8 protein-coding genes are annotated in these 22,977 nt (G+C 39.4%); 5 read left to right on the top strand and 3 right to left on the bottom strand.

Features of this window, described 5'->3' with window-relative positions:
* Positions 1-123: 123 nt before the first annotated feature.
* The 3 genes from HUS62_RS09550 to HUS62_RS09540 form a co-directional block, all read right to left on the bottom strand.
* Positions 124-14,157, bottom strand: coding sequence for a hypothetical protein (locus tag HUS62_RS09550; protein ID WP_175079328.1), 14,034 nt, complete (start codon positions 14,155-14,157; stop codon positions 124-126).
* 15 nt (positions 14,158-14,172) lie between these two features.
* The gene (locus HUS62_RS09545; protein WP_175079327.1) at positions 14,173-15,666 is read right to left on the bottom strand and encodes a hypothetical protein; all 1,494 of its coding nucleotides are present in this window, start codon (positions 15,664-15,666) and stop codon (positions 14,173-14,175) included.
* Positions 15,667-15,754: 88 nt separating this feature from the next.
* Positions 15,755-16,876 carry a hypothetical protein gene (locus HUS62_RS09540; protein WP_220095007.1) on the bottom strand — a complete coding sequence of 374 codons (1,122 nt, stop codon included), beginning with the start codon at positions 16,874-16,876 and terminating at the stop codon, positions 15,755-15,757.
* A gap of 79 nt (positions 16,877-16,955) precedes the next feature.
* Between HUS62_RS09540 and HUS62_RS09535 the strand changes: the two genes are divergently transcribed.
* The 5 genes from HUS62_RS09535 to HUS62_RS09515 form a co-directional block, all read left to right on the top strand.
* Entirely contained in the window at positions 16,956-17,414 is a 459-nt protein-coding gene (locus tag HUS62_RS09535; protein ID WP_175079325.1) for a hypothetical protein, read from the top strand.
* Between the two features lie 8 nt (positions 17,415-17,422).
* Positions 17,423-18,082 (top strand): DotI/IcmL/TraM family protein, encoded by a 660-nt coding sequence (locus HUS62_RS09530; RefSeq protein ID WP_175079324.1) that lies wholly within the window; start codon positions 17,423-17,425, stop codon positions 18,080-18,082.
* Position 18,083: 1 nt separating this feature from the next.
* Entirely contained in the window at positions 18,084-18,746 is a 663-nt protein-coding gene (locus tag HUS62_RS09525) for a DotI/IcmL family type IV secretion protein (protein WP_175079323.1), read from the top strand.
* Complete coding sequence (locus HUS62_RS09520) at positions 18,746-19,654, top strand: DotH/IcmK family type IV secretion protein (RefSeq protein ID WP_175079322.1); 909 nt, start codon at positions 18,746-18,748, stop codon at positions 19,652-19,654. The genes HUS62_RS09525 and HUS62_RS09520 overlap by 1 nt, the downstream gene beginning before the upstream one ends.
* A gap of 2 nt (positions 19,655-19,656) precedes the next feature.
* On the top strand, positions 19,657-22,977 hold a 3,321-nt coding region (locus HUS62_RS09515), incomplete at its 3' end, for a DUF3659 domain-containing protein (protein WP_175079321.1).

The following is a 22,977-nucleotide window of genomic DNA, read 5'->3' as shown; positions in this document are numbered from 1 at the left end:
ATGGTTTAATTATCAAAATCGGCAATAGCAAAAACAACAAATAAATTGCGAAATAATCACTTTCTTTACCCATTAAGGGTTCAGGATGCCCTTGCTATACTAATGTCTAGCAAGGGCGTTGCACTACGTTAATACAAGTACAGGACGATCATCAGCGTTATCATCGTCATTGAGGGAATTACGGTTATTTGAAAGAGCGCTTAAATCAGATGACAACTGATTGCCAATGACTTTGTTTAAGTGCTGCTCCCACATTTCTGTTGGAGTTTGGTCACTCTGCTCTTCTGCTTCGTTCTCAACCTGCTCTGCAATTAACCTTTGAACCTCTGTCAAACGCTGTTTCGCAGCAATGATTTTATCGCCGTATTCAAAGGGCTGTTTATTCGCTTCAGATAAAGATTCAATTTTCTTTTCAAAAAAGTCGATTTCACTACTTACTGATTTCTTACTTTCGCTAAGCCCTTGCTTTATATTAACTAAAGAGCGTAGCAGTGAAGCAGCAAAATGGTGTGTAGCGACTTCCTCGGCTTTTCCTTGTCCCTCAATTGTCAGCGCTAGTTTTTTAGTGAGTGAGGTTGCAGAAACATAAATATTATTTCCATTAACTTCACCGACATGGAATGAGTGTTCCATAGTCTTTTTCTTTCTGGCATCGTTTATTGCCTTGTTGATTACTTTTGCAGCACCCTCAAAGTTGCCTTCATAGCTTTCTAATGGCTTACCAAGTAAGGTTATTTTGTGATCACCAAATAAAACATTTTTTGTCTCGATTGATTGGATATCAGCTTTTAGAAAATCAATATGCTCACTTGAACGTTCTATTTTTGAATTACGAGTGGCTTTGGCCTGGTGATAACTACGTTGAAGCATGCTCAACTTATCAACCTCAGCTTCTAGAGTAATAGACTCTTCAATTAAAGGGTTGCCGGTGGCCGCTGACATAATCTCTGAATAGGACATATCTAATTCTTCATCGAATTCACGCGCAGCATCTCTCGGTGTGCGTTTTGTTTGCGCAGCGAATAACGCTTTTTGCTTTAATTTGCTCCACATAAATAAATCAAAGCTATCTTCAGTCGAGTATTTATAGCGTGTTGCGTTTTCAAAAATGTTACCAAATCGCTCTATTCTCCCGCCACGCTGTTCCATATCACGTACACGCCAAGGCAAAGAAAGATCGTGTATTGCTGCGAGTCGTTCTTGTACGTTTTTACCGACACCCATATTCATCGTAGTACCAATCGTTACGGCAATATCACCACTATTCATTTGCTCTTGGAGCTTTTGCTTCAGTGCATCCGTTTCGTAGTCACGCGCAAAGACAATCTTTTCTTCCGGTATACCACCAGCGACCAGTTTAGATTTAATGTCATTGTACAAATCAAATTTACCTTCATCATTTGGAATACCAAATTCTGCAAAAATGATTTGAGATGGGTTCAATGCCTTGTTTGTGTGATACTCATTCAGTACATTATCAACACAGAGGTTAACTTTACTCTCTGGAAAGTCAGGTAAAGCAGGGTTGATAAAGCGTGCATCTAAGGCAATTTTTCTACCAGCATTTGCAATAGCAAGTAAATTATCGCTTTTGTTATCTCCATTTCTTACCGCTTTAGCACGCTCGGCCAATACAGCCATATACAGCTTCAATTCTTCACTGCTGTCTGCAACGATATGTTTTTCTGTAATAACAGGTCTTTGTACACCTGCATCTTCGGCATTGACAATATCAGCCACCTGCCTATAGAGCATCGATAGTTCTGGTAAGTTATAGAATTTATTTAAGCGTGTTTTCTCAATAAATCCAGACCCTTCAGGGGCAATTTCAAATTGTGTTTTAATCTCACCGAAAGTGCCAATGAAGTCATCAAATAGCGTAATGTCTTGCTCTTCTAACAAGTCAGGAGCAAGGAATCGAAGCATGGTAAACTGATCGCCTATGTTATTGCGGATATCAGTACCAGTCGCAAGTACAACCCCTTGATTGCCATTTATGTGGTGCATGTATTGTGTTAAGTAATACATGCTCCATGCTTTTTTAGACTCTGCAGTGTTTACACCTGCAACGTGGTTCATGTTAGTGATTTTAGGTAAATTAACAAACTCATCTGCTTCATCTACAAAAATCGCATCAATACCCATTTCAGCTATGTTAACGACATCATCTTTGCCACCTGAATCAATACGGTCAATGATTTTGGCTTTCGCATTTTCTAATTTTTTAGCATGCGCTTTCACAGATAATTTACCTACATAGCCTTGGTCTTCTAATGAGTCCATCGCTTGCTCTATTTGTGCTAGCTCTTCATCAATGAGATCCAATTTAAACTCTGCAGGAATGTCAATTTTTGGCAAAATTGAATGAGAAACAATCACTGCATCCCATGAGTTAGTCGTGATAGTAGACAGGGTGCGTTTACGGTTTTCAGCATTAAGCGATTTTGCATCTACCATTAGTATCTTCGCGCTAGGGAAGTGGTTAAGTGCTAAGTCTTGCATTTGCGCGAAAACAGGGTTTGGTACGGTTAACATCGCTTTATTGTGTTTACCAACCTGTTTTCCTTTTAAAATTGAACCGAGTAGCGCGAAGCTTTTACCAACACCTACATCATGTAAGAACAAGGCTCGGCCATCGACTAGATAGCGTTGTATTGCGTTGAGCTGATTCTGTCTTGGTTTAAACTCTTTACCTCGTAACACAGGCGAAAGGCCATCAATGACGATTTTAGACCCATCGTATTTGGTTTCAATATAGCCATTCATTTTCTCGTTATAGAGTTTTTCCAAACGCGCTGCTCGGTCTGAGTCTTCCCAAATCCATTGTTTAAACGTGTCTTTTATTAAATCAGCTTTGGCATTCGCTTCAGCAGTCGCATCAGCAACAATGTAGGACTTACCCTCACTGTCTTTTGCTCTAACGGCAATTGAGCGATTATTTAGGATGGCAAGCATTAGTTTGTCAGCAGGCCAATGGCTTGTACCAAACTCACCCTCTGTTCTACCTGAATTTACACCTACCTCAAATTGAGATAGGTTAATATCCCAGTTACCTCTTGTTTTAGCGACCTTAAATTTCTTTTGTGCCTCATTTTCTGAGCAGGCTTCATTTTCGCCTGTAACAATGAACTTAGCGAAATCTTGAATATCGCGCTCAGGTATCCAGCTTGAGCCTAGTTTAAGTCTAATTTCATAGTAAGGAATGGGAGTTGGTAGTACTTCCTTTAAGCTCTCAACGTTGTGTTTAAACAAATCATTTGTGTCAGCAGCAACTTGTGCCTCTTTGAGTTTATTAACTACATGGCCAGATAAATATGTGCTGCTATGTTCCCACTCCATTGAGGTCGGGTTGAGGAAGATAGAATCACCTAGCTCAGAGACAATGTTAGGCCATTTTTTATCAGTGATGCTTTCAATGTATTCAGGTACCACAGCCCCTTTTTCTGAAAGTGAGATTATTACAGCATCTTCAACGCTGTCAGTATGTGTAATTTCTGTGCGAGGATAAATTGTTCTTTCAGTAAAAATATCCGCTTTTTCAGCGTTTTTACCATCCCAGTGTTCTAAACCAAGGATGAGGTATGAATCAGGATCTTCTTTAAACGCGAGTTTATTGCCGCGTTTATTTAACGCACCAAATTTCTTAGTGAATGCATCATATGTTTCATTAAGCTTCTGCATTGACTCTCTAAATGCATCATCACTACTATTGGTGAGCATTAAATTAATGTGATCTCGCGTGAAGTCACGTAATTCTATGAGCCCTTTCATTCGTGGGATTTGTGCTTTTTTTAGAGCAACAGTTTCTAAGAATTGCTGTGACTGAAGTTGTTCAGTTTCTTCGTTATAAGAAAACTCTTCAATGACAATACCAACATCCCCATTTGCATCCAATTGATATGAACCTAAACGCTTTTCTTCTAGGAGTAGGGCGCGTTGTGGGGGAGTTGCATCGATTAAATCACGGCTTTCTTTGTGCTCAAAATAGATATCACTAGGTAGTTTGCTGATAGCGTTCGAAAGTGCTTCTTTTAAATCACCTTCTAACACTGTGCGATATGTTTTTCTCCCATACTGGCCTGTAGTGATATGTTGTTTGCCGAGGACCATATCTGGGTTATCAATGAAGTATTGATTTACACTGATTTTTTCTTCATATCCACCATGGACACTGACAGGGATGCTCGTTTCACCTACGCTAAGCCAATTGGTATTGCTAGGCTCTTTGTTAGGCTCACGCTTTTGTAGAAAGATAATGTCCGAGTTTACATCTGTTCTCGCATTATCAGAGAAAGCATTACTTGGTAGTCGAATTGCGCCAATTAAATCGGCACTTTGAGATATTTTTTCTCTGACTATAGGCGATGCTTTATCGAGTGTACCGCTCGAAGTGATGAATGAAACAAATCCACCTGGCTTTACTTTATCTAATGATTTTAAGAAAAAGTAATCATGAATTTGGTGTTTTGCAAAGTCTCTATGTGCTTTATCGTGCACTCTGAAATCACCAAATGGGACATTGCCTATCGCAAAGTCATAAGTGTTTTTCGGTATTTTCGCTTCTTCATAACCTTCTTGTCGTACAAGAGGGCCATGAATATGGCGAGCAATTTCTGCAGTTAATGGATCAAGCTCTTTCGCTTGTAATGCGACTGTTTCACTCAGTGACTCAGGGATCGCACTAGCAAAGTTACCAACACCGAAAGCAGGATCTAGCCCTAAACCGCCTTTTAACCCCATTTTTTCCATTGCTTCCCATACACTTGTGACGATAACCGGTGAAGTGTAAAACGCGCTTAGAGTTGAGCGTTTCAGCGATTGGTATTCATCAGGAGACAGCAATGTATTTAATTCAGCACGTTTAGAAGAATGGCTTGAATGAGCATTATCAAAGATGCGTGATAAACCACCCCAGCCCCTGTAACTTGCCAAGGTATCTCTTTCTTCTTGTGTTGCTATGCGATTGGCAGTAGTTAATTCCTTAGCTAGTTTAATGGCAGCCAAGTTTATATCGTATGCTTCACTTTCCGTTTTATAGCTTGATATATCACTGATTAATTGCTCGCTGAATCTAAAGTTAAGATTCGGCTCTATTCGGATTCCATAGCCGGTAGCACTAATGTCTTCGCTTGAGATAGCGCTTCTTGATGGAATGCTTCTAGCGCTGTCGTGTTCTCTATGTACGTCTTGCTCGATGTATGGCCTTTCATTAGCTTCTTGCTGATCCTGTCCACGACTTGACTCAACTCCATTTGTTTCTCTATCGTGTATTTCTCCAGCTTCTGGTTCTGGACCAGACTTTTCAAGAGTGTTGGGCAGTTCATTTTCAAGTGGCTCTGAACTATTACTCCGTAAGGTGTTAGTTTTGTCATTAGAAACCTCGCTATTAATTTCTCTTTTCGCAATCAAAATAGCAGTATTAAGTGATTTAATATCATCAAACTGATTTATATTATCGTAGCTCTCTTTTGCTAAGTCTGACACTGAATTTGCTATGTGGTATTGCTTGTTAGTAATACATAAATCGTAACCTTTAGGTGTTTTTGCCTCCAAGATTGATGATGATTTAGTTGCTTCTATCAATATGTTTGCTAGTTCATGAGAGAACACATACTCAGCACTGTCAGTGTCGATATCTTGCTCCATGTAAGGGGTTATAATCTCATTTACCGGTTTGTTCTCTAATGAAGCAAAGTATTCATCTTGAAGCGAGTTCGCTTCTTGTTTTATCGTCTCTACTTCAAACGAAATAGCATGCACATCTTCACTAAACACATGAGTTTCATTCTCAGTGTCAGTGAAGGTAAGCTCTGCTCGTTTATTGCTTGCTAGTAGATCGCGATTAAGATTTGCCAGTACAAGATTGCCGTAATACATAGTATATACTTCGGTACCTGTTGTTTCGATAACGTCTCTAAAAGGCACAACGTTATCGTGACTTTGCGCAATCTCTGGATTGATAGCAACTTGATGATTAATAGCGAATTTAGCATTGAGTACTTCTGTTGGTAATGTCGCTATATCGGTAATCTGTTTTTGGCTAGCAGGCTTTACGTTTTCCACTTGGTCAACTGGTGTAGTAGATGTGGTGTTTCTTTCGTGATTAATAATACGCTGCGAAAAACCTTGATCTTCTGCTTGTTCGATTAACCCTTTATAAGCTGAGTGTGCAACACGCTCTCTCGTTGCTTCCACCAGCTCTTTAGTTAATTCGTCAATATTGTCAAATGCAGTATCACTTCCAAAATAATCAGCTACAAAGCGTTTTTGCTCGTTCGTAACTAAATCTTTAGGAGTAACTGCAATTCGGTTAACTTTGAAGTAATTTTCGATTAAAGGCGTTATGTGGTTACCAAGTACAAACCCTGCATTAGGCTCAATAACGCCCGTTAACTGCCCCAGCACCTTTAATTCTTTTACTGAAAGCGAATTGATTCTATCGAGATTATTTAGAATGTGATCAATTGGCTCATATCCGGTACTGGATGTATTTTTAATGGTATTTGCGTACTCTTTCTCATCCATTGCAAAAACCGGTTTTTTAATAGAGTCCTGTGTAACTAGAAGGTGGCCAGCAGAGCCATCGATGCTAGGTAGCATATCTTGATACGTGTATTGAATTATCTCAGGTCGATTATCTACATCAACAATATACCCAAATTTCACACTTCCATTTTGTGTATATGAAACTGGAGTATTAATCGTAATATCGGCTTCAGTAGGCTCTTCGGTACCATGTTCTACTGCGTTTTCATCTACAGGTATTTCTATATTTTGCGCTAAAGGCTCATCGTCAATACGAGTTTCTTCATCGCTATAATTATCGTCCTCACTTGTATGTGCTTCTAAGAACGCTCGTTCATCATCCGTTAAATCTAATGAGGACCCAATATTTTCTAGAAGAGCATCTTCATCTTCGATCTCAAAATGTGGTATTTCCTCACCTTCAAGTTCCTTCATCAAGAACTCATTTTCTTCTTCGCTAACCTCTAGATAGTCATCATTAGTGGTTGGTGCGATGTAGTCATCTGCAGTTGATATACCAGGTTCAAGTGTCAGAGTCGTGTTTAAATCTCTTAACGCACTGGTCGAAAGTTCATTTAGCAGGTTGTTTAAAGTAAGCTCTTCTTCTGTTTGATCTACTTCATCTAAAGCAATCATTGATACTAAAGATGCCGTGTGCTGGATTAGCTCTGCGTTAGTGTTAGTACTCGCGTTGCCGGTAATCATTTTGTTAAAATTATCACGCTGAATTGACTCAGCTAACTCATCTAAAATGATAGTGGCTTGAATTGTGTTGTCAGTTGATTCTTGCTCTGGTCTATAATTAAGCTCTTTAGCTTTCTCTACTAAGTTTGTCGCGATATCAAGCGTTACCTGATCAAGCTCTTTATCTGAATTGATAGGCATTAAAGCGGCACTAATGCTGTTTATATTTATAAGTCTGTCATCATTCGCGTTGCCGCTAAAACCATCTGTAAATTCAAGTGATGAAGGAGGGAAGAAATCAAGCGCTTGCTCTAATGCCTGCTCAAATGTTTTGTGTTTAAATGCTTGTGGCTCTTCTTTACCTTCATCATTCAAAAGCAAAGTGACATGTTTGTTTTGTTGCTGAATTACCCCAAAGCTTCCTTGTTGCGTACTAAAGGCTATATAACCTTGCTTTTCGAATAGGTCTTGTGCACTTGTGTAGGCCTCAACAATAGCGTTATTACTTACCGGTTGTAAGTTGTGTTTATAAAGCGAATTTTCAGGGAACGCTGCTGGGGCCAGAATCAGGTTATCGCCATAGACGGCAAAGCCCGTCATATGCGGTGGTTTAGGGATGTTAACAGCATCACCGTCAGTTACTTTGTAAACGTAGGTACCAAGACCGATAATATCTGCATTTTCAACACCAATCATTTGCGGTTTTTCTGGTACAGGAGTGAGCAGCGCATTTCGACGCTCACCGTCACTTAATTGTTCAATAAAGCGCTTCATTTGCTCAGCACTATTAGATAGCTTGGCAAGTTCAGTCTTTTTAAGGTTATTTTCAACTAGAGGGCGATAACTGGCTTCTTCGCTCAGTAAGCTATTAAGCTGTCTGTACACAAATGATGGAACGTGGCCATGTTCTTTTTCAATAGTAAGTGCTGAAAGGACATAACCGTATTGCGCAATTCTCAAATGGCGTAATTGTTTTAATTCCTCACACTTAGCAAGGATATCTTTAGCAAGAATGGTGCTTGATGGAGATTGTGGCACTCCTAATGAATCAGCAATTACATTGATTTCACTCGTTGGTAGTTCAGCCAAGTCGTTAGCGGTTAAATTATTTAATGATTGAATTGCTTTCCATTGCTTCAGTGTATTCTCGGCAATTATTTGAGGGTTATCGCTGCTTGCGTCAATACTCATTACATCAGCGAGGAGTTTAATATCATTCAGTGTGTAGCTTTCGCTTAATTCTTTAGCAGATGTTAGGTTTAAGTTCTCAGTGAAGATATGGTGGAACGGTACCGCAATCGTGTTGTTGCCATTATTATACCAATCCTTAAAGCTTTGCTTTGTGATCTCCAATGCTTTATCAAGTTCTAATACTGGTTTTGCATTAAGAAGTGTACTAACCACATCAAATTGCTTGCCGATACCACCATTAACCTCAATAAAACTTGGTAAAAGGCCAGTGCTGCGGGTGAGCTCTACATCGCTTTGAGATTTACCGATAGCATCAATAAATGCTGACTCATAAAAGCTTTTTGGTGACTTAAAACCATTTGGTGTTAATGCATTAACAACGTTCTTTTTCGCCAGTTTATCGCCAACTACAAATGGGTTGTCATAAAAGTAAACACCATCCTCGGTAAAGACGCTCTCGTAAAACTCTTCATAGCTCATTTGCTCTTTAGCGCATTTCAGTGCTAGTAGATACAGCTTGTCATAGTCTGAATTATCATTATCGATAGTATCTTTTAGTTGCTGAGCTTCAATTGTTGATTCACTTTGCTCGGCAAGATCTGGTGAAACTTGCGTTGGTGCCTCAGTTTCATCCACAGTAATATTAGATGTTTCTACAGTGCTCAAAGGTAATGAGCTTGTATTATCAGCTTGACCATGTTCAATATTGGTTTGAGAGTTATTATCTGAATTTGTCTCAATGACAGCTTCAGTGCTCTGCATTGTTTTTACAAGTGATGGGGGTGGTGGCATAGCGCCAATCAAGTGTGGTTTAAACTGCGTTTCTTCTTCATCATCACTGACTGTATTACTTTGTGACACAGAGCCTAAATATTCATCTTGCTTTTGTTTAAAGTAAGCAGTTGGGGTGATCACTTCACCAGAGTCTGAAAAAGTATTTAAATCAGATTTTAATAAGTCTTTATTAAATCCTGTTTCAACATCAAAGTAAGGATGAGGCTCAGACCCTGAGTAAGTACCTTTAATCAAGTACTTTGATATACGCTTAGGTTCCATTGTTGGGTTAGCGACAACGATTTTATCTAGGAAAGCATCAAATGCGATCAAACGATTTTCAATATTTTCCTGCTCGACAGTCGCAATGAATAAAAATGGTGACTCGATATTTTTTGGGAAAGTGTATTCATCCGCTAATGTAGTGCTGTGTACTTTGCGAATATCTTGTCTAAGTATGTTTTCTTGAAAACCCAGCACGTTGTCATAGTATGGACTACCAGGCTCACGCAATGCATTTGTCGTTTCTTCCGGCGTATACCCGTTTGTAAGATATGTCTGCGTAAACTCTAATAAGTTACGTAAGCGAATTTCTTCATCTGATTTATGAGGACTGTCAGGCGTTTCAACCGGTTTGACTGTTATAGTTTCTTCATCAATTGACATTAAGTTGTCATTTGATTCATCACTCACATTTAGCGTGATAGGTGAGTTATCAAACGCAGCCTCAACGACTTCTCTGAATTGCAATAACTGTTCTTGCAAGGTAACCGTATCTTGAAGTTCCTCACTGTTTATATCGCTCAATAAATCTTTATGCTGAACGGTATTTTCTTCATCCTGCTGACTGATAGGTTGTGCTGTGGTATCAGTACTGTTCTCTTCAGTAATGCTAGGCGCAGTGTTGTCGTTGTTAAGTTCGTCGTTAGTTGAATCTTCCTTCGAACTTAATTCAGTTGTGCTTTCTCCCTCACCGTTTCCCAGCTTTTGCGAGGTACTGCTTGTAGTTTCAGTTTGGTTAGGTCCTGATTGTGTTTCAGTCTCAAGCGATGGTTGAGGCTTTTTTTCAGGCATCTGCTTGGCAAGTATTCCAATAGCCTCACTTACATCATCTTGGTATGTGCGGTCCAGCGTTGGGTGCGTTAAGTGCAGTGCCTTCAGCATTGATAATAGGGTACGTTGCTGCAAGTAAACGCGCTTACTTGGCATAAGGTCTTTGGCAAGCTCACTGTTCAGAACTTTTTGCTCTGCTAATGAATACACACCGGCAATCAACGGACTATTTAATTGAGCAACAATCGGGTTGTGTTGGTTAAGCTTTACCTGTTGTTTTGCCAGTTGTGATTTTTCAAGGCCTAATGAAAATGCAGTTTTATCAATTACATTCGAAAGTGTTTTCTGTTCATTAGAAAATTCCAAAGAATGTAGTGCAATAACATCTGGGTTCTGTTTATTAAAGCCTTCGGCAAGTGATTCTTTTACAAATACAAATGTATTCGCATCTTCTATAACATAACCCATTTGTTCATCGTCATAGCGAATACCAAGTTGACCTACGATTGACTCAACTTCTTCTCGATTATCTGGGTTTGTGAAATCACCACGAATAACCGTTTCATTTTCATTACCACTTTTAGAGCGACCTGCGTAAAACTTTGCAGCCCCAGTTAAATCTGATAAACCACTATTTATTAGATTTATGAACTTGTAAGGCGCATAAAACTTATTTTGTTGTTGGCTAAATTTATAAGGTACTTTTAGCTCAACAAGCTTTGCTTCAATAAGCTGTTTATGCTCACCTGTATTATCTGATATTTCGGTAATAACCTTAGCTGGTTCACCTTGTCTAGGGTGAGGGTTTTGAACCCCTGCTACAGTCACACTCCACGGTGAGCGCTCAGTATTTTCGGCTGCAGTAGTTATATCGTTGGTAATTTGAGTGTCGTTTTCAATCTCAGGTGTGGTGCTTGATGCAGGCTGCGTGTTTTGAACCAGATCATAATCAACTTTATCAAATGCCTTTTCATTGGGTTTTCGCAGTGCATTTAATTGCTCAAGAGTGATCCCATTACTGTATTTAGAGACATAGTTAGGCTCAACCATGCTGTATTGAATTTTACGCAAAGTCAAAGCGCCGTGTATTGCATCTAATATATCCGCTTGTGATGAACTCCCTTCTAATGCAGTCGCAGTAAGCGAGATATATTCATCTAAATGACTTTCAGCACAGTGTTGAATTTTTAGTAAGTTGTTATAGGCGACATCACTGACATCAAGCGGGTTATTTATCTCATCAAGTAATTGCTGATGTTTCTTATTTACAAATAAATCACTCGCATCAGAAAGTTTTTCTTTATCAAAGCCAGGGATAGTTGAAACATCATGGATAACAACTTTAGCATTGAAGTTATAGGCGTTTTCAAGTGCGGCCATAACACCGACATTGCCTTTTTGACTTGAATATCTGTCATTATCAGAAACATGGACATGCGTATGATTAGGGTATTTTTTACTCATTAAGCCAATGACTTTTTTCATGTTATCTTTATCAAAACAGATCACACTGGCTTGGTTTGTTAAGCTATAACCTGAACCCGCATTGGCGTAACTTTCAAAATAATGAATAGCATGGGGTTTGTCTGGGTTTATTTCTCCTATGGTGTGGTGTGTACCAAGTGGTAGGCCCGTTCTTACATCGTCCTTTTGAAAACCAGTATTAAATAGTTTATTACTCCAACTGTTCTTTTTCTCAGGCTTTTCTTTGTTAAGTAGCAGCTTTTCTTCAGTGACATATTGATAACCCACAAAACGTTCATGAATATCATACGCTGCGAATGCTAATGCTCGATTGTTTTCACCACCAAACTTTAATGTGTAGGCTTTTGCATTCGTCCATTTGGTAAAATCAGGCAGTTGTTTTCGCTCAAGCTCTCTATGCGGTGCATTGCCGTATGAAGGGAGGGCGCTAAATTCATTGAACGCTGCATGTTTACTTGCGTCAGCTTTTGCAATTCGTGTAGCAAGTTTACGCTGCCTTTCTGCTTCAATGGCCTCTTGTTCAGCTTTTAATTGCTCTGGAGTAAGGCGTGGTTTTTCAGCTACTGTCTTATTACCCCACACTTCATCGCTGTATTGGTTGTAAGTGTCTTCATGCGACAGGTATGTCCATCGTTCATCACGACTTTTATTTAGGTTGGTAAAAGTAATCGCAATCCCGTACTGCGTTTCTCCCTTCTTTGATAACCATGAATTGAATATCGTCGACACATAACAACTACCATTGTCAGCTGGATTTTTTGGCACTACATTCGCTTTGCCTTTTATTGATTCAGGCTTACCGTTCATTGAAGGCCAAATTAGGTTATCTTTAGTCGCATCCCAATCAATACCAGCTTGCTCTGCAAGAGATCTGATTTCTGAGTCAAAATCACTCGCAATTTTAGTCGGGTTTTCACTATATGTGTTTTGTAACCACTCAGTATAAGTAGGCTTTGAATTTCGTTGTGCTCTCGGCTTTGAAGGGGCGGATTGCGTGCTCTCCGGCTTTTTGGCTAAATAGCTTTGTGCAAGCTCAGAAGATGCTACTTTTTTCAGTAAATCAGAAAATTGAGTCATACTTTGTATAGATTTACTTTCTGGTACACCATACAACCCGCCAGGGAATGCAGTTAAATCAGATGTCTTGGTTGCGTCATCAAGAATTGCTTTAAATTCAGGCTCATTTGTTCGCCCCGCGATAAACGTATAACGCTCTTCACCAATACTCCCGTTCGTTGTATACAGTGCGGGAGTGCCTGCTAGGTCAGATAATGCTGAGTTAATTTTATTCTTATATTTCTTATCAAAGAAGTATCCACCAGCACCTTTGCGAGGAGTGATGCCACTTATCGCATTGAATATACGCTGGTGGACGGTATCAGGTGCATCTTCATTAACAGTGACTAAAACCGAGTTATACTTTTGATTTGATTTATCAATATAAGGAGTGATAGTGACAGGATAGCCCTTACGCTGTTTTGATTGCTCCGTATCTGAACTCATCAATTGTTTGGGTAAAAGGTAAGGTGTTGTATTCACTTCGTTACGATCATGGTTACCAACGAGCCCATGCATATCACTTATGATGTTTTTGTCAGGTAGCGCAGTAACGCGTAAAATTTTGTTATTCCCTTGCTTATCAATGGTAATAGCTGCATTGGAAAAGGTAGCTGAAACTACGTTTTTGTTTTTAACTTTAAAGTTAGGTGTGTTAGCTAAAGTTTCGTCGGCCTTAGAATTGCCAAAGTTAAAAACTGGCGCATCAGTAAAGCCCACGACTTCGATGTGCGCAGTGCTTATTTGATTTGCTCGGTTAATTGCGTTGAGTAACGCTTTCATTGGCTTTGATGGTTCTTTACCATTTCCACCTAGATGAACATTGAGCATTTCATCTATTGGCAGATTTGAAATGCCTTTAAAGCAAGCTGACTCGACTCCACCTCTTCCATCGGCATAAACACGTACCATAAAGCCTCTGTTACCATTTAATAAAGCACTCATCTCTTTATTCTCAATAACGGATTTGGCAACAGAGCGTATATCATTCGTTGAATTTGCAGTGAAAGGAATTGGATCGAGGGCGCGAGCAAGTACTTGGGTTTTTCCATTACCTAAGTCAAGCACAGGTGAAACTGTCACAGGGGTAACAATGACATCTTCCGATTGTGGTTTCTTGCTTACGGCTTTTGCCCACCGGCAAACATGAAAGTTATCTTTAGGGTTCGCAACGTTAAACAAAGCGATTACAGAGCCTTTTGGTGCATGTCGGTTGTCTTCACTGTTAGCTAAATACGCTATGAAATCGTTTTTTACGCTGCTGTGACCTGCAATGCTTATTTTTTCTCCACTCGGAAACTTGCGTGCATACATGTACTTGCCATTTGCACTATACCCCTCAACCTTAACAAGAAGATAATCTTGATTTTTTATGTTTTTATCAGCCATTGTGTCTTTACCCCTTTAAAAATCCATACTGTGAGAAACACCGGTGTTTGCAAGATTTTGCTTCAAACGTTCATCGTCAAGGCTTGGTGATTCAATTAATTCATCTGTTAAGTTCTCAGCAAACATTCCAATTTCATTTTTGATAGCTTGCATAGCATTGTAGATATCGCCACGGCTTTGCCCTGACATATACACCTTCATGTGCTGTTCTGAGTAATCATCTAAATCTATACCGTATTGTTCTGCTGCAGTTTTAATCCCTGCTTCATTAAACCCATCGTATTTAATGACGGCTGTCAGTTGTTCATGCGAAATAGGCTGGTGGCTCTTTGCTGACTTGTCTAAAAGGTGCATGTATGTATCTACGTCAATAGCCGCTTTTTTTAGAGATGTGCTATCGACGTTGAATTGTGTAGTCAGTACGTCATGCAACCCTTGCAGGTCGAATTTAGTGCTTGTTCTTAATGTCGTTGCGTCATAAGGCAACTTGAAGTTGCCATTGATTTGATTTGCCGCAGCAAAGTTTTGCATCTGTTCTCTTGCTGCACTTTCAAGTTCACCTGCTTTGTCTTTAAGGTTTTTTGCAACAACAATTTGTTTACTAATCTGGGTATATTCGTTAGCTAAATCGACGGGGAGTTCAGTTAGGCTTTCAGTTTGCTCAATCATGTGGCCTGACATCATATTTGACCAATGACTTTGACCTGTTCGAGCGAGCTGATCGAATGTTTCTTGGTTTTGCTGGATAACTCGCGTAGATAGCTCTACTGTATCAGCGTTATTTATGATGGCTTCTTTAAGTATGTTTATCGCTGCCTGTTCAGCTACAGGAGATATGGAAGCCATACCCACTAATTGTTTTTTGAACTCAGGCTCTAATTGTATGTTTACTTGGAACAGTGATTTAGGCTCTAGCCCTACTGAGCAAGCGACTAAGGTGTGATAGTGAAGCCTAAGTTCATCTGAATGAGTAACGTCTTTGCCTCGGTTAATGTGAATATCGACAATCACATCTTGATCATTTACAACGCCATACATTGACGGACGCGATTTCAACCACAGTTGCTCTTTACCGGCAAACATGCGTTCTTCATTTGCTTGTGACCGCTGAATGCTGTGCCTTTCTTGCATAACTTGTCTTACGGCACTAATGATAAATGGTTCTTCGTTGCGTGCTAGGGTCAAGCTAGCAGGAAATGCCTTAAGCTGTTTTGATTGGTAAATTTCATTGGCAGATAGAGCAGGGTAGTATTCACCTTGCTCATACGCTATTAATGCCCTTACATCTCGCGCACCGATGCCACTTGCTTGCTTAATACAAGTCGCAACTAAAGAGTCTGAATGGGTTTTAGTTACACATTCTAACCACTTCTGCGCACTTTCCATCGATGTTACCCCATGCTTAACCGCTGGAATCTCATTCAATAAAGGGGCGTACTTTTCAAACGTATGCTGCCAATCACTTTGCTTAATTGATATATTGCTTGGCTCAGCTTTTACATATTTCATTCATTTATTCCAAGGCTACCATTTACCCTATTTAACGATTATTCACATAACGTCATCTTCTATCGAAAAAACCTGCAGAAATGGGAATTTAAAGGGACATTTCCTGTTTATTTAATCTCTCAACCATATCTTTAATACTGTTTTTGCTTGTTAAGTTGGCGATGACAACTTCGCCATTTAGTTTAAATGTGAATACGGGAGTGAGTTTTTTGGGTGTAAACATGAATGTTTTGTTTGACTCACTGATAGAAGCAAGGGCCTTTAAGACTCTATCTTTTGGGGCCTTTTTTTGGATCAACTCATCAGCACTTTTATTTTGTGAAAAATAATCAAGCAATATTGTTCGGTCGTTATTTGATTTAGGGATTATTGAATATGCAGCTTTGATTGCTGACTCTTGCTGGATAACACCGACAGGGATATATCGAACTCGCAATTGGTTGCTTTCAGTGAACTCATTAAGCGCTTTTTTCGCAATTTGACAGCCAGGGCAATTAAAATCGAAATATACATAAACCATTGGTGCATCGTTATTTCCGACCTCTATAAATTCAAGCTCTTCAGTTCTATCAAAAAACAATGCTTTGTCTTTGCTCGTTAAAATAGTATTGCGTTCTGGCAATTTAAAAGGCAATTGTTGTTCAGTATTTTTAGGCTGCTTAACGGGTTCGTTCGTGACATCATTTTCAGATTTATCCACTGATTTACCGACTTTCGCTAAAAATTCATTTTTTAGCTCACGACTATCCAATGCTGTAGCAGTGCCTTGATGTTGAGGGTGAATCTCTGGGGGCGGTATATTCTTAGAGCTTGTTAAGAGATTTCCCTCAATCAGGTTTTGCCCATCAGGTAGTAAGAAAAATGTCCTATCCTTGCCGTCGATTTGCACATGAAATACCCATGTTTGAGAAGGGCCAGTATCAACACTTATAAACTTTGGTACTGTTTTAAATGTATTTAAAAGCATTGCTTGAGCAGCCATGGACGCTTTAGCGATGTCGTTATGCTGATATGCTAACTCCCCTTTATTAAAGCTAAGCTCAACAGGGTTATTTAAATCATCCTTCACAAGTCCATAAATAACAGCAGCAGAAAACACAACCGCTGCGCATGATGCTAAAGCAGTAAGTCGATTATTTTTTAATTTCATCATTTCATCCAGTGTCAGCATTAACGTTTCACTCGTTTTTAGTTCTTTTTTATTGTTCACCGGATGGCAATGGAATTTCATTAACTATTTTTGGAAATATTCACTTTTTCTTTGATTTCAAAATGGCCGGAACGTTTAATTGCATCAAACCAAAAACTATGAGGCAAAAATGGACCTTACTAAGAAAAAAGAATTAATCGAGCTGGTGATTTCATACTCTATTGATAATGAAAAACTGGTGACAAATGTTATGTACCCTGAAAATTTCATATCGCTTGAGGATATGGAAAAAGTACAAATGCTGAGCTCGATAATTGACGCAATTAACAGCGCTTCATTTGAGAATGTGGACTTTGAATCTAATTCAATTGAAACAGCACATAAAGAGCTGGTTAAAGAATGCAAAGATATTTTTCCATTTAACTCTAAGGTGTCATTTGATTTGTCCAATAAAAACAAAGGAATACCTTTTGAATTTATTCATGATGACTCTATTCACAGTTTACATCCAATGCATATGGTCGTGATTGCTGATTCGTTAGTAATAGCACTCAAAAGCATGGCTATCACTATCGTAAACCGTTCTGATAAAAAATAAGGGCGAGCATGGATAAGCGTTGGATAGAAAAAGAAATTTACGTTTTTACAAAAGAGGATATTAGCGAAATCTACAATGACTCTTTGCAAACAAAGAAACGTATATTCTTATTGTTCAGCGTTATTGTGCCTAGTGTAGTTGCTCTAATTTGCTGTGTTATTCTGACCGTTAATGAGATTGTAAAACCCAACATTGGCGATATTGGGTTTTATGCCACCGATGGTGAAACTAGTGTTGTTGTTCCGTCAATTAACCCTGCTGTAACAAATGAAAATGCTTATGGGTTTGCGGTTGATGCTGCTATACAAATTCGGACTTTTTTCTTTTCTACATACTACAAAGATTTAACGGCCCTTGAGCCTTTGTTTACTCCTGAAGCATATAACGACTTTCTACTGACTCTTAATGCAAGTGGTTTGTTGACACGCGTTAAAGCTGAGTCTTTGAATGTAACTGCTGCACTTTCCCCTTCAAGTGAAATTAATGCCCTCTCGGTATATCAGGATGGCGCTAATCACTTCTACGTTCGAGTAAAAATCATGCTCCGCATTGAGAACCTTTCCGGTGATGATCAATTCGAAAGTGAAGATTTGTTTTTTAACCTTATTGAAGTAGACCGTGGGAGAAGTAAGCGCGGCCTGCAAATCTACTCATTGGAGCCATTCTAATATGGAGAAATTAAAACCCAATTATAAGCGGATATACACTGAAGGATGCCCGCATTCATCAGATGTAATTGTTGAGGAAAATATACACCTTAAGCGCTTCGGTATTTTTGTTTCTTCTATTTTATTAGCGCTCATTATTGCTTTAGTCATTGTTGTTATTTCGTTTGCAGTAGTCACAAATCGACCACCAACAGCACTTAGCTATGCAATGGATGATCAAGGGCGTGTTGTTCAAATTGAACCAATAGACCAACCCTATTCGCAAGGCCGCGTTATCCGGTTTACAACTAAGACTGTTGAAGAAGCTATGCATATTTCATTTACCGATTATCAAGACCATTTCTTGGCAATGTCGACGAAATTCACCGTTGAAGGATTTAATGCGTATCAAAAGGAATTGGTTGATAAAGGTTGGATAGAAAAAATCACCAATGACAACTTAGTGATGTGGATTGAAATAAGACAAGCCCCTAAATTTTTGAGTGCTGGCAATGGTAATGGCAGATATTTTTATGAGTTGGCGTTTGATATCGACTTATTTATCGGCGGAGGAAATAAAACGTTTAAGCCGAACAGATTAAATGTCCGAGTTCTTGTTGTTAGAACAGAAGATAATCTTGATGGCCTTAAAATACAGCGAATTCTTATCGGGGAGAAGCAATAATGAAGCGTGCGATTTTTCTTTTATTAGTTTCCCTTAATTCATTTGCACAAGAAGAAGTGTTTGTTCATCCAGACTTGCAACGCAGTTTAGATGGCCGCTCAGAAGTTGACAGATTAACCGATGAGCAACTGACCAAAATCGCCAGAGACTCCTTACTTTTAAAGCGAATGGGTTTAGATGCCAGTGTTATTAAAAAGGCGATTGAGCTCAAGAAAAGAGAGCGAGACGCAATTTACAACAACTCTAAAGCAACCATGATTAAGGGTGTTGTAACTGTCTCTACAGACCCAAGTGCAAAAGCGCCAGTGATTTACACTACGCCAGGTCATGAAACACTTGTTAATGTCATTGATCAAACAGGTGAGCCATGGCCCATTGTCGTTGCTAGTAGTGGTAATAATTTACTATTTACCACTGAAGCTATCGAAGCCCACACATATAAGAATATCTTTCGTTTGACGGCTCTTGAACGTGTAGGTTCATCCAACATAACGTTGCTTTTAAAAGACAAAGCACTTTCACTCACTATTCGTGTTGAAAATACGAAAGAAAAATATCATCCACAGCCAATCTTGCAAATCACTGAAGTAGGGCCAAATGGCCGAGTATTACCAAGAGTCACAAGAACCACAGAAATCCGCAACGACAAGGTGATGAAGGAGTTGATGTTTGGTGTTGCACCAGATGATTTTATTAAAATGGAATCTTCAAATCCGCAAGTCGTTGTATGGAAAGGTGCGGATAATCAGCTCTATTTAAAAACAAAGTTATACCCAATAAACCCTGCAGCTAACTCAGTTTATCCAGGTCCAAATGGTTACTCCACCTATGAAGTTGATGCATGGCCTGTTCTAGTTATGAGTGATGACAATGGAATTGAATATCAGATAAATGTGAGTGGAGAATAACGATGTCATTTATTAAGAACGTGGCGAGTAAGATCCCAAAATATAACCCTGATATGAAGTTTTTAGCACCTGATAACCGTGCATTTTTAATGGTTGCTTGTATATCAGTGGTTTTGTTTGTGCTTGTGTTCATCTTCATTTTTTCAGATGAAGATACTGAAAGTAAGAAGAAATCCATCATGTTAGACAGTATTGATGGAAAAGCTAAAACAAGTAGTGTTGATGCGCAAGTATCTGATTTATATAAGCAGAGTATTCAAGACCTTAATAAAGAAAATTACGAAAAAGCATCAAAGAATATCTCAGGCGCTGCAATGCCTGTTTTATATCATGATAAGCCAGATACAAACGCTGCAAGCATTGAGGGGTGTGGTTGTACGTTTGACGCGACAGCGCGAGAGGCTTTAATTGAAGAGCTTAGAAAGCTTGGTATAACAAATATTAACAAAAGTGATGGGCTTCGATTGGGCCAATCTGATGTGTATGTGCAAACAGATGGCACAATTATCGACCAGACCGGTAAGCCATATCTATGGGATGGAGAAGAGATAAGAACAAGTGACACCGGTGTGGTATTGCACTCGCAATCAGGAATGCCAATTGAAACCTCTGACGGCCAATCAATTCACTTATCTAAAGATGGTAAGTTTTATAATGATGTAACCGCTATTATCCGGTTAATGGGACGTATGTTATCGCATGAAGGCGTTATTTTACTTGGTAATGGTTACAAAGCTCATCGCCCTGGTGGCATGTCTCAAGTGCATGATACCGATATCTATATTACAACAGACAGGCAGCTTGCTACGATTGATGCCAAGCCAGTGTTTAATGGTTCAAGTACTGTATTCAAGGATATGGAAAACCGCCTGCATGACTACTACGGGAAGAACATAAAATGGGAAGAACGCTCTGCATTCCAGCAAAATGATGGAAAGTTAACTGGCCGTGCGGGAGAAAAGTTTTCTCGAATAGGCGTTCTAATATCTCACGGCGGCATACTTATCGATAACGACAGTATGTTGACAGATGAGTTAAACGATATAAAGCGATTTTCAGACAGTGACCTATATGTAAATAGTCAAAATATGCTGGTGGACTCGTATGGACAAGAGATCACCTATCAAAATTACAATGTAAAAGTAGGTGTAAATAACGTCCTTAACTCTGAAATTGGCCCAGTAGTAAACTCTTCCGGTTCTCAAGTCTCAATAAATAACTCAGGCCGCTTTGCAGCAGATCAGCCAGTATTTTTGACTGGTACATTAAAAGATAGCCAAAAAATTGCATTTGATCGTTTTGGTCATCGTATATCTCGCCAAGGCAAATTGTTGCAATTAGCTGAATCAGTCATATGGCATACAGCAGATCGGTACTTAGCTACAGAGGATGGTCAATCACTGCAATTCAATGGTGCCGATGTGTTTCAAGATATACGACGATTCAAACGAATAGACTCACTCGATGCATATGGCTTAAAGACAAGTCAAGAGGTGGTGATTAGGGATCTTCTTGGTCTAGAAGTTTACCTGAATGAACTTGGTCAAATCATCTATGAAAACGGCCAAACAATATCAGAATCAGGCATCTTAACGACTTCCGATGGGGTGATCATAACGTCAGAAGGTGAGCTAATTGTAGGCTCAGATGGGTTTAAACCTGTATTAAGCGCACTAGACGAACAAATTTATTATAACGGTCGTAAAGTCTACCAAGGTAAAGATGGGCGCTTATATGATGGGAAAGGGAATTTACTATTATCGCCATCAGGTCAATCAATGACGTTGCTAGATGATGGTTTGGTGGTCGATGAGGATGGAAATATTGTCGAAGGGGTGCTGAGTAAGCTAGAACCTATCGTTGCTAATCGTGGGTTTAAAGTTGGCAAAGAAAATCAGTTACTCGATAAAAATGGTAACCAAGTCTACTTCAATGGAAAAAAAGTTATCCGTGGTGCTGATGGTCGTTTGTACGATGAAGATGGCGATTTGATCACAGATAGTAAGGGGCGTCCTTTATCGCTTGATGAGAAAGGTCAAATAATTTCCTCTAATGGCCAATTAGCTTCTATTGAAGGTTTTACCGTTGATGAAACAGCATTAATACCACTCACTAAAAATAACGGCTTCATTCTTGATAAGAACAATGAGCTTCGTGATGAAAACGGTAATCAAGTTTATTACAACGGTAAAAAGGTCAAACGTGGCGCTGATGGTCGCTTGTACGATGAAGACGGCGAGCTATTAACAGATCAAAACGGTCAGCCATTATCACTCAATAGCAAAGGTCAGATTGTAACACCAGATGGTCAGTTAGCATCTATTAAAGGGTTTGCAAAAAAGCCAAGCCCTTTTAAAGCGATTAACGCAAATGAAGGCTTTAAATTAGGCAAGAAAAACGAGCTACTAGATAAGCATGGTAACCAAGTTTACTTTAATGGCAAAAAGGTTGTTCGGGGTGCTGATGGCCGTTTGTATGATGAAACTGGGACGCTGTTAAAGGGTAAAAACGGTCAGCCATTATCACTCAATAGCAAAGGTCAGATTGTTACTTCAGATGGTCAGTTAGCGTCATTAGACGAGTTTGCCATAGACGCGGCCACATTTTCTCCGGTGAAGAATAGCGGATTAAAAATAGGGCGAAACAATGAACTGTTAGATGAAAACGGCAAGCACGTTTATTACAACGGCAAGAAGGTTGTTCGTGGCACTGATGGTCGTTTGTACGATGAAGATGGCGAACTAATAACAGACCAAAATGGTCAGCCTTTATCACTCAATAGCAAAGGTCAGATTGTGACACCTGATGGTCGATTAGCATCGGCAAAAGGGTTTGTAACTAAAGATGTTCAGTTAAAGGCTGCAGGTGAAAATAAAGGCTTATACCGTGCACTAGATGGTGGTCTTTTGGATAAGAATGGCAACCATGTTTACTACAAAGGTAAAAAAGTGTTTGTTGGTGATGATGGCCGTTTATACGATGCAGAAGGTGTGTTAATCACCGACGAAGATGGTCAAACATTGAGGTTAAATGACAAAGGAGAGATTGTCACACCAAGCGGTCGCGCTATTACGCTTTCAGATTTTCAAGTTGAAGAACGTAAACTAACACCTATAACCGGCAACTCAGGTTTTACCGTGGATAAAAATAATGAGCTGCGTGATGAAAACGGTAATCAAGTTTATTACAACGGCAAAAAGGTCAAACGTGGTGCTGATGGTCGCTTGTACGATGAAGACGGCGAGCTATTAACAGATCAAAACGGTCAGCCATTATCACTCAATAGCAAAGGTCAGATTGTAACACCAGATGGTCAGTTAGCT

Source organism: Pseudoalteromonas sp. 0303 (assembly GCF_013349995.1).
In the GTDB taxonomy this organism is placed as follows: Bacteria; Pseudomonadota; Gammaproteobacteria; order Enterobacterales; family Alteromonadaceae; genus Pseudoalteromonas.
This window is presented reverse-complemented; position numbering and strand designations above follow the sequence as displayed.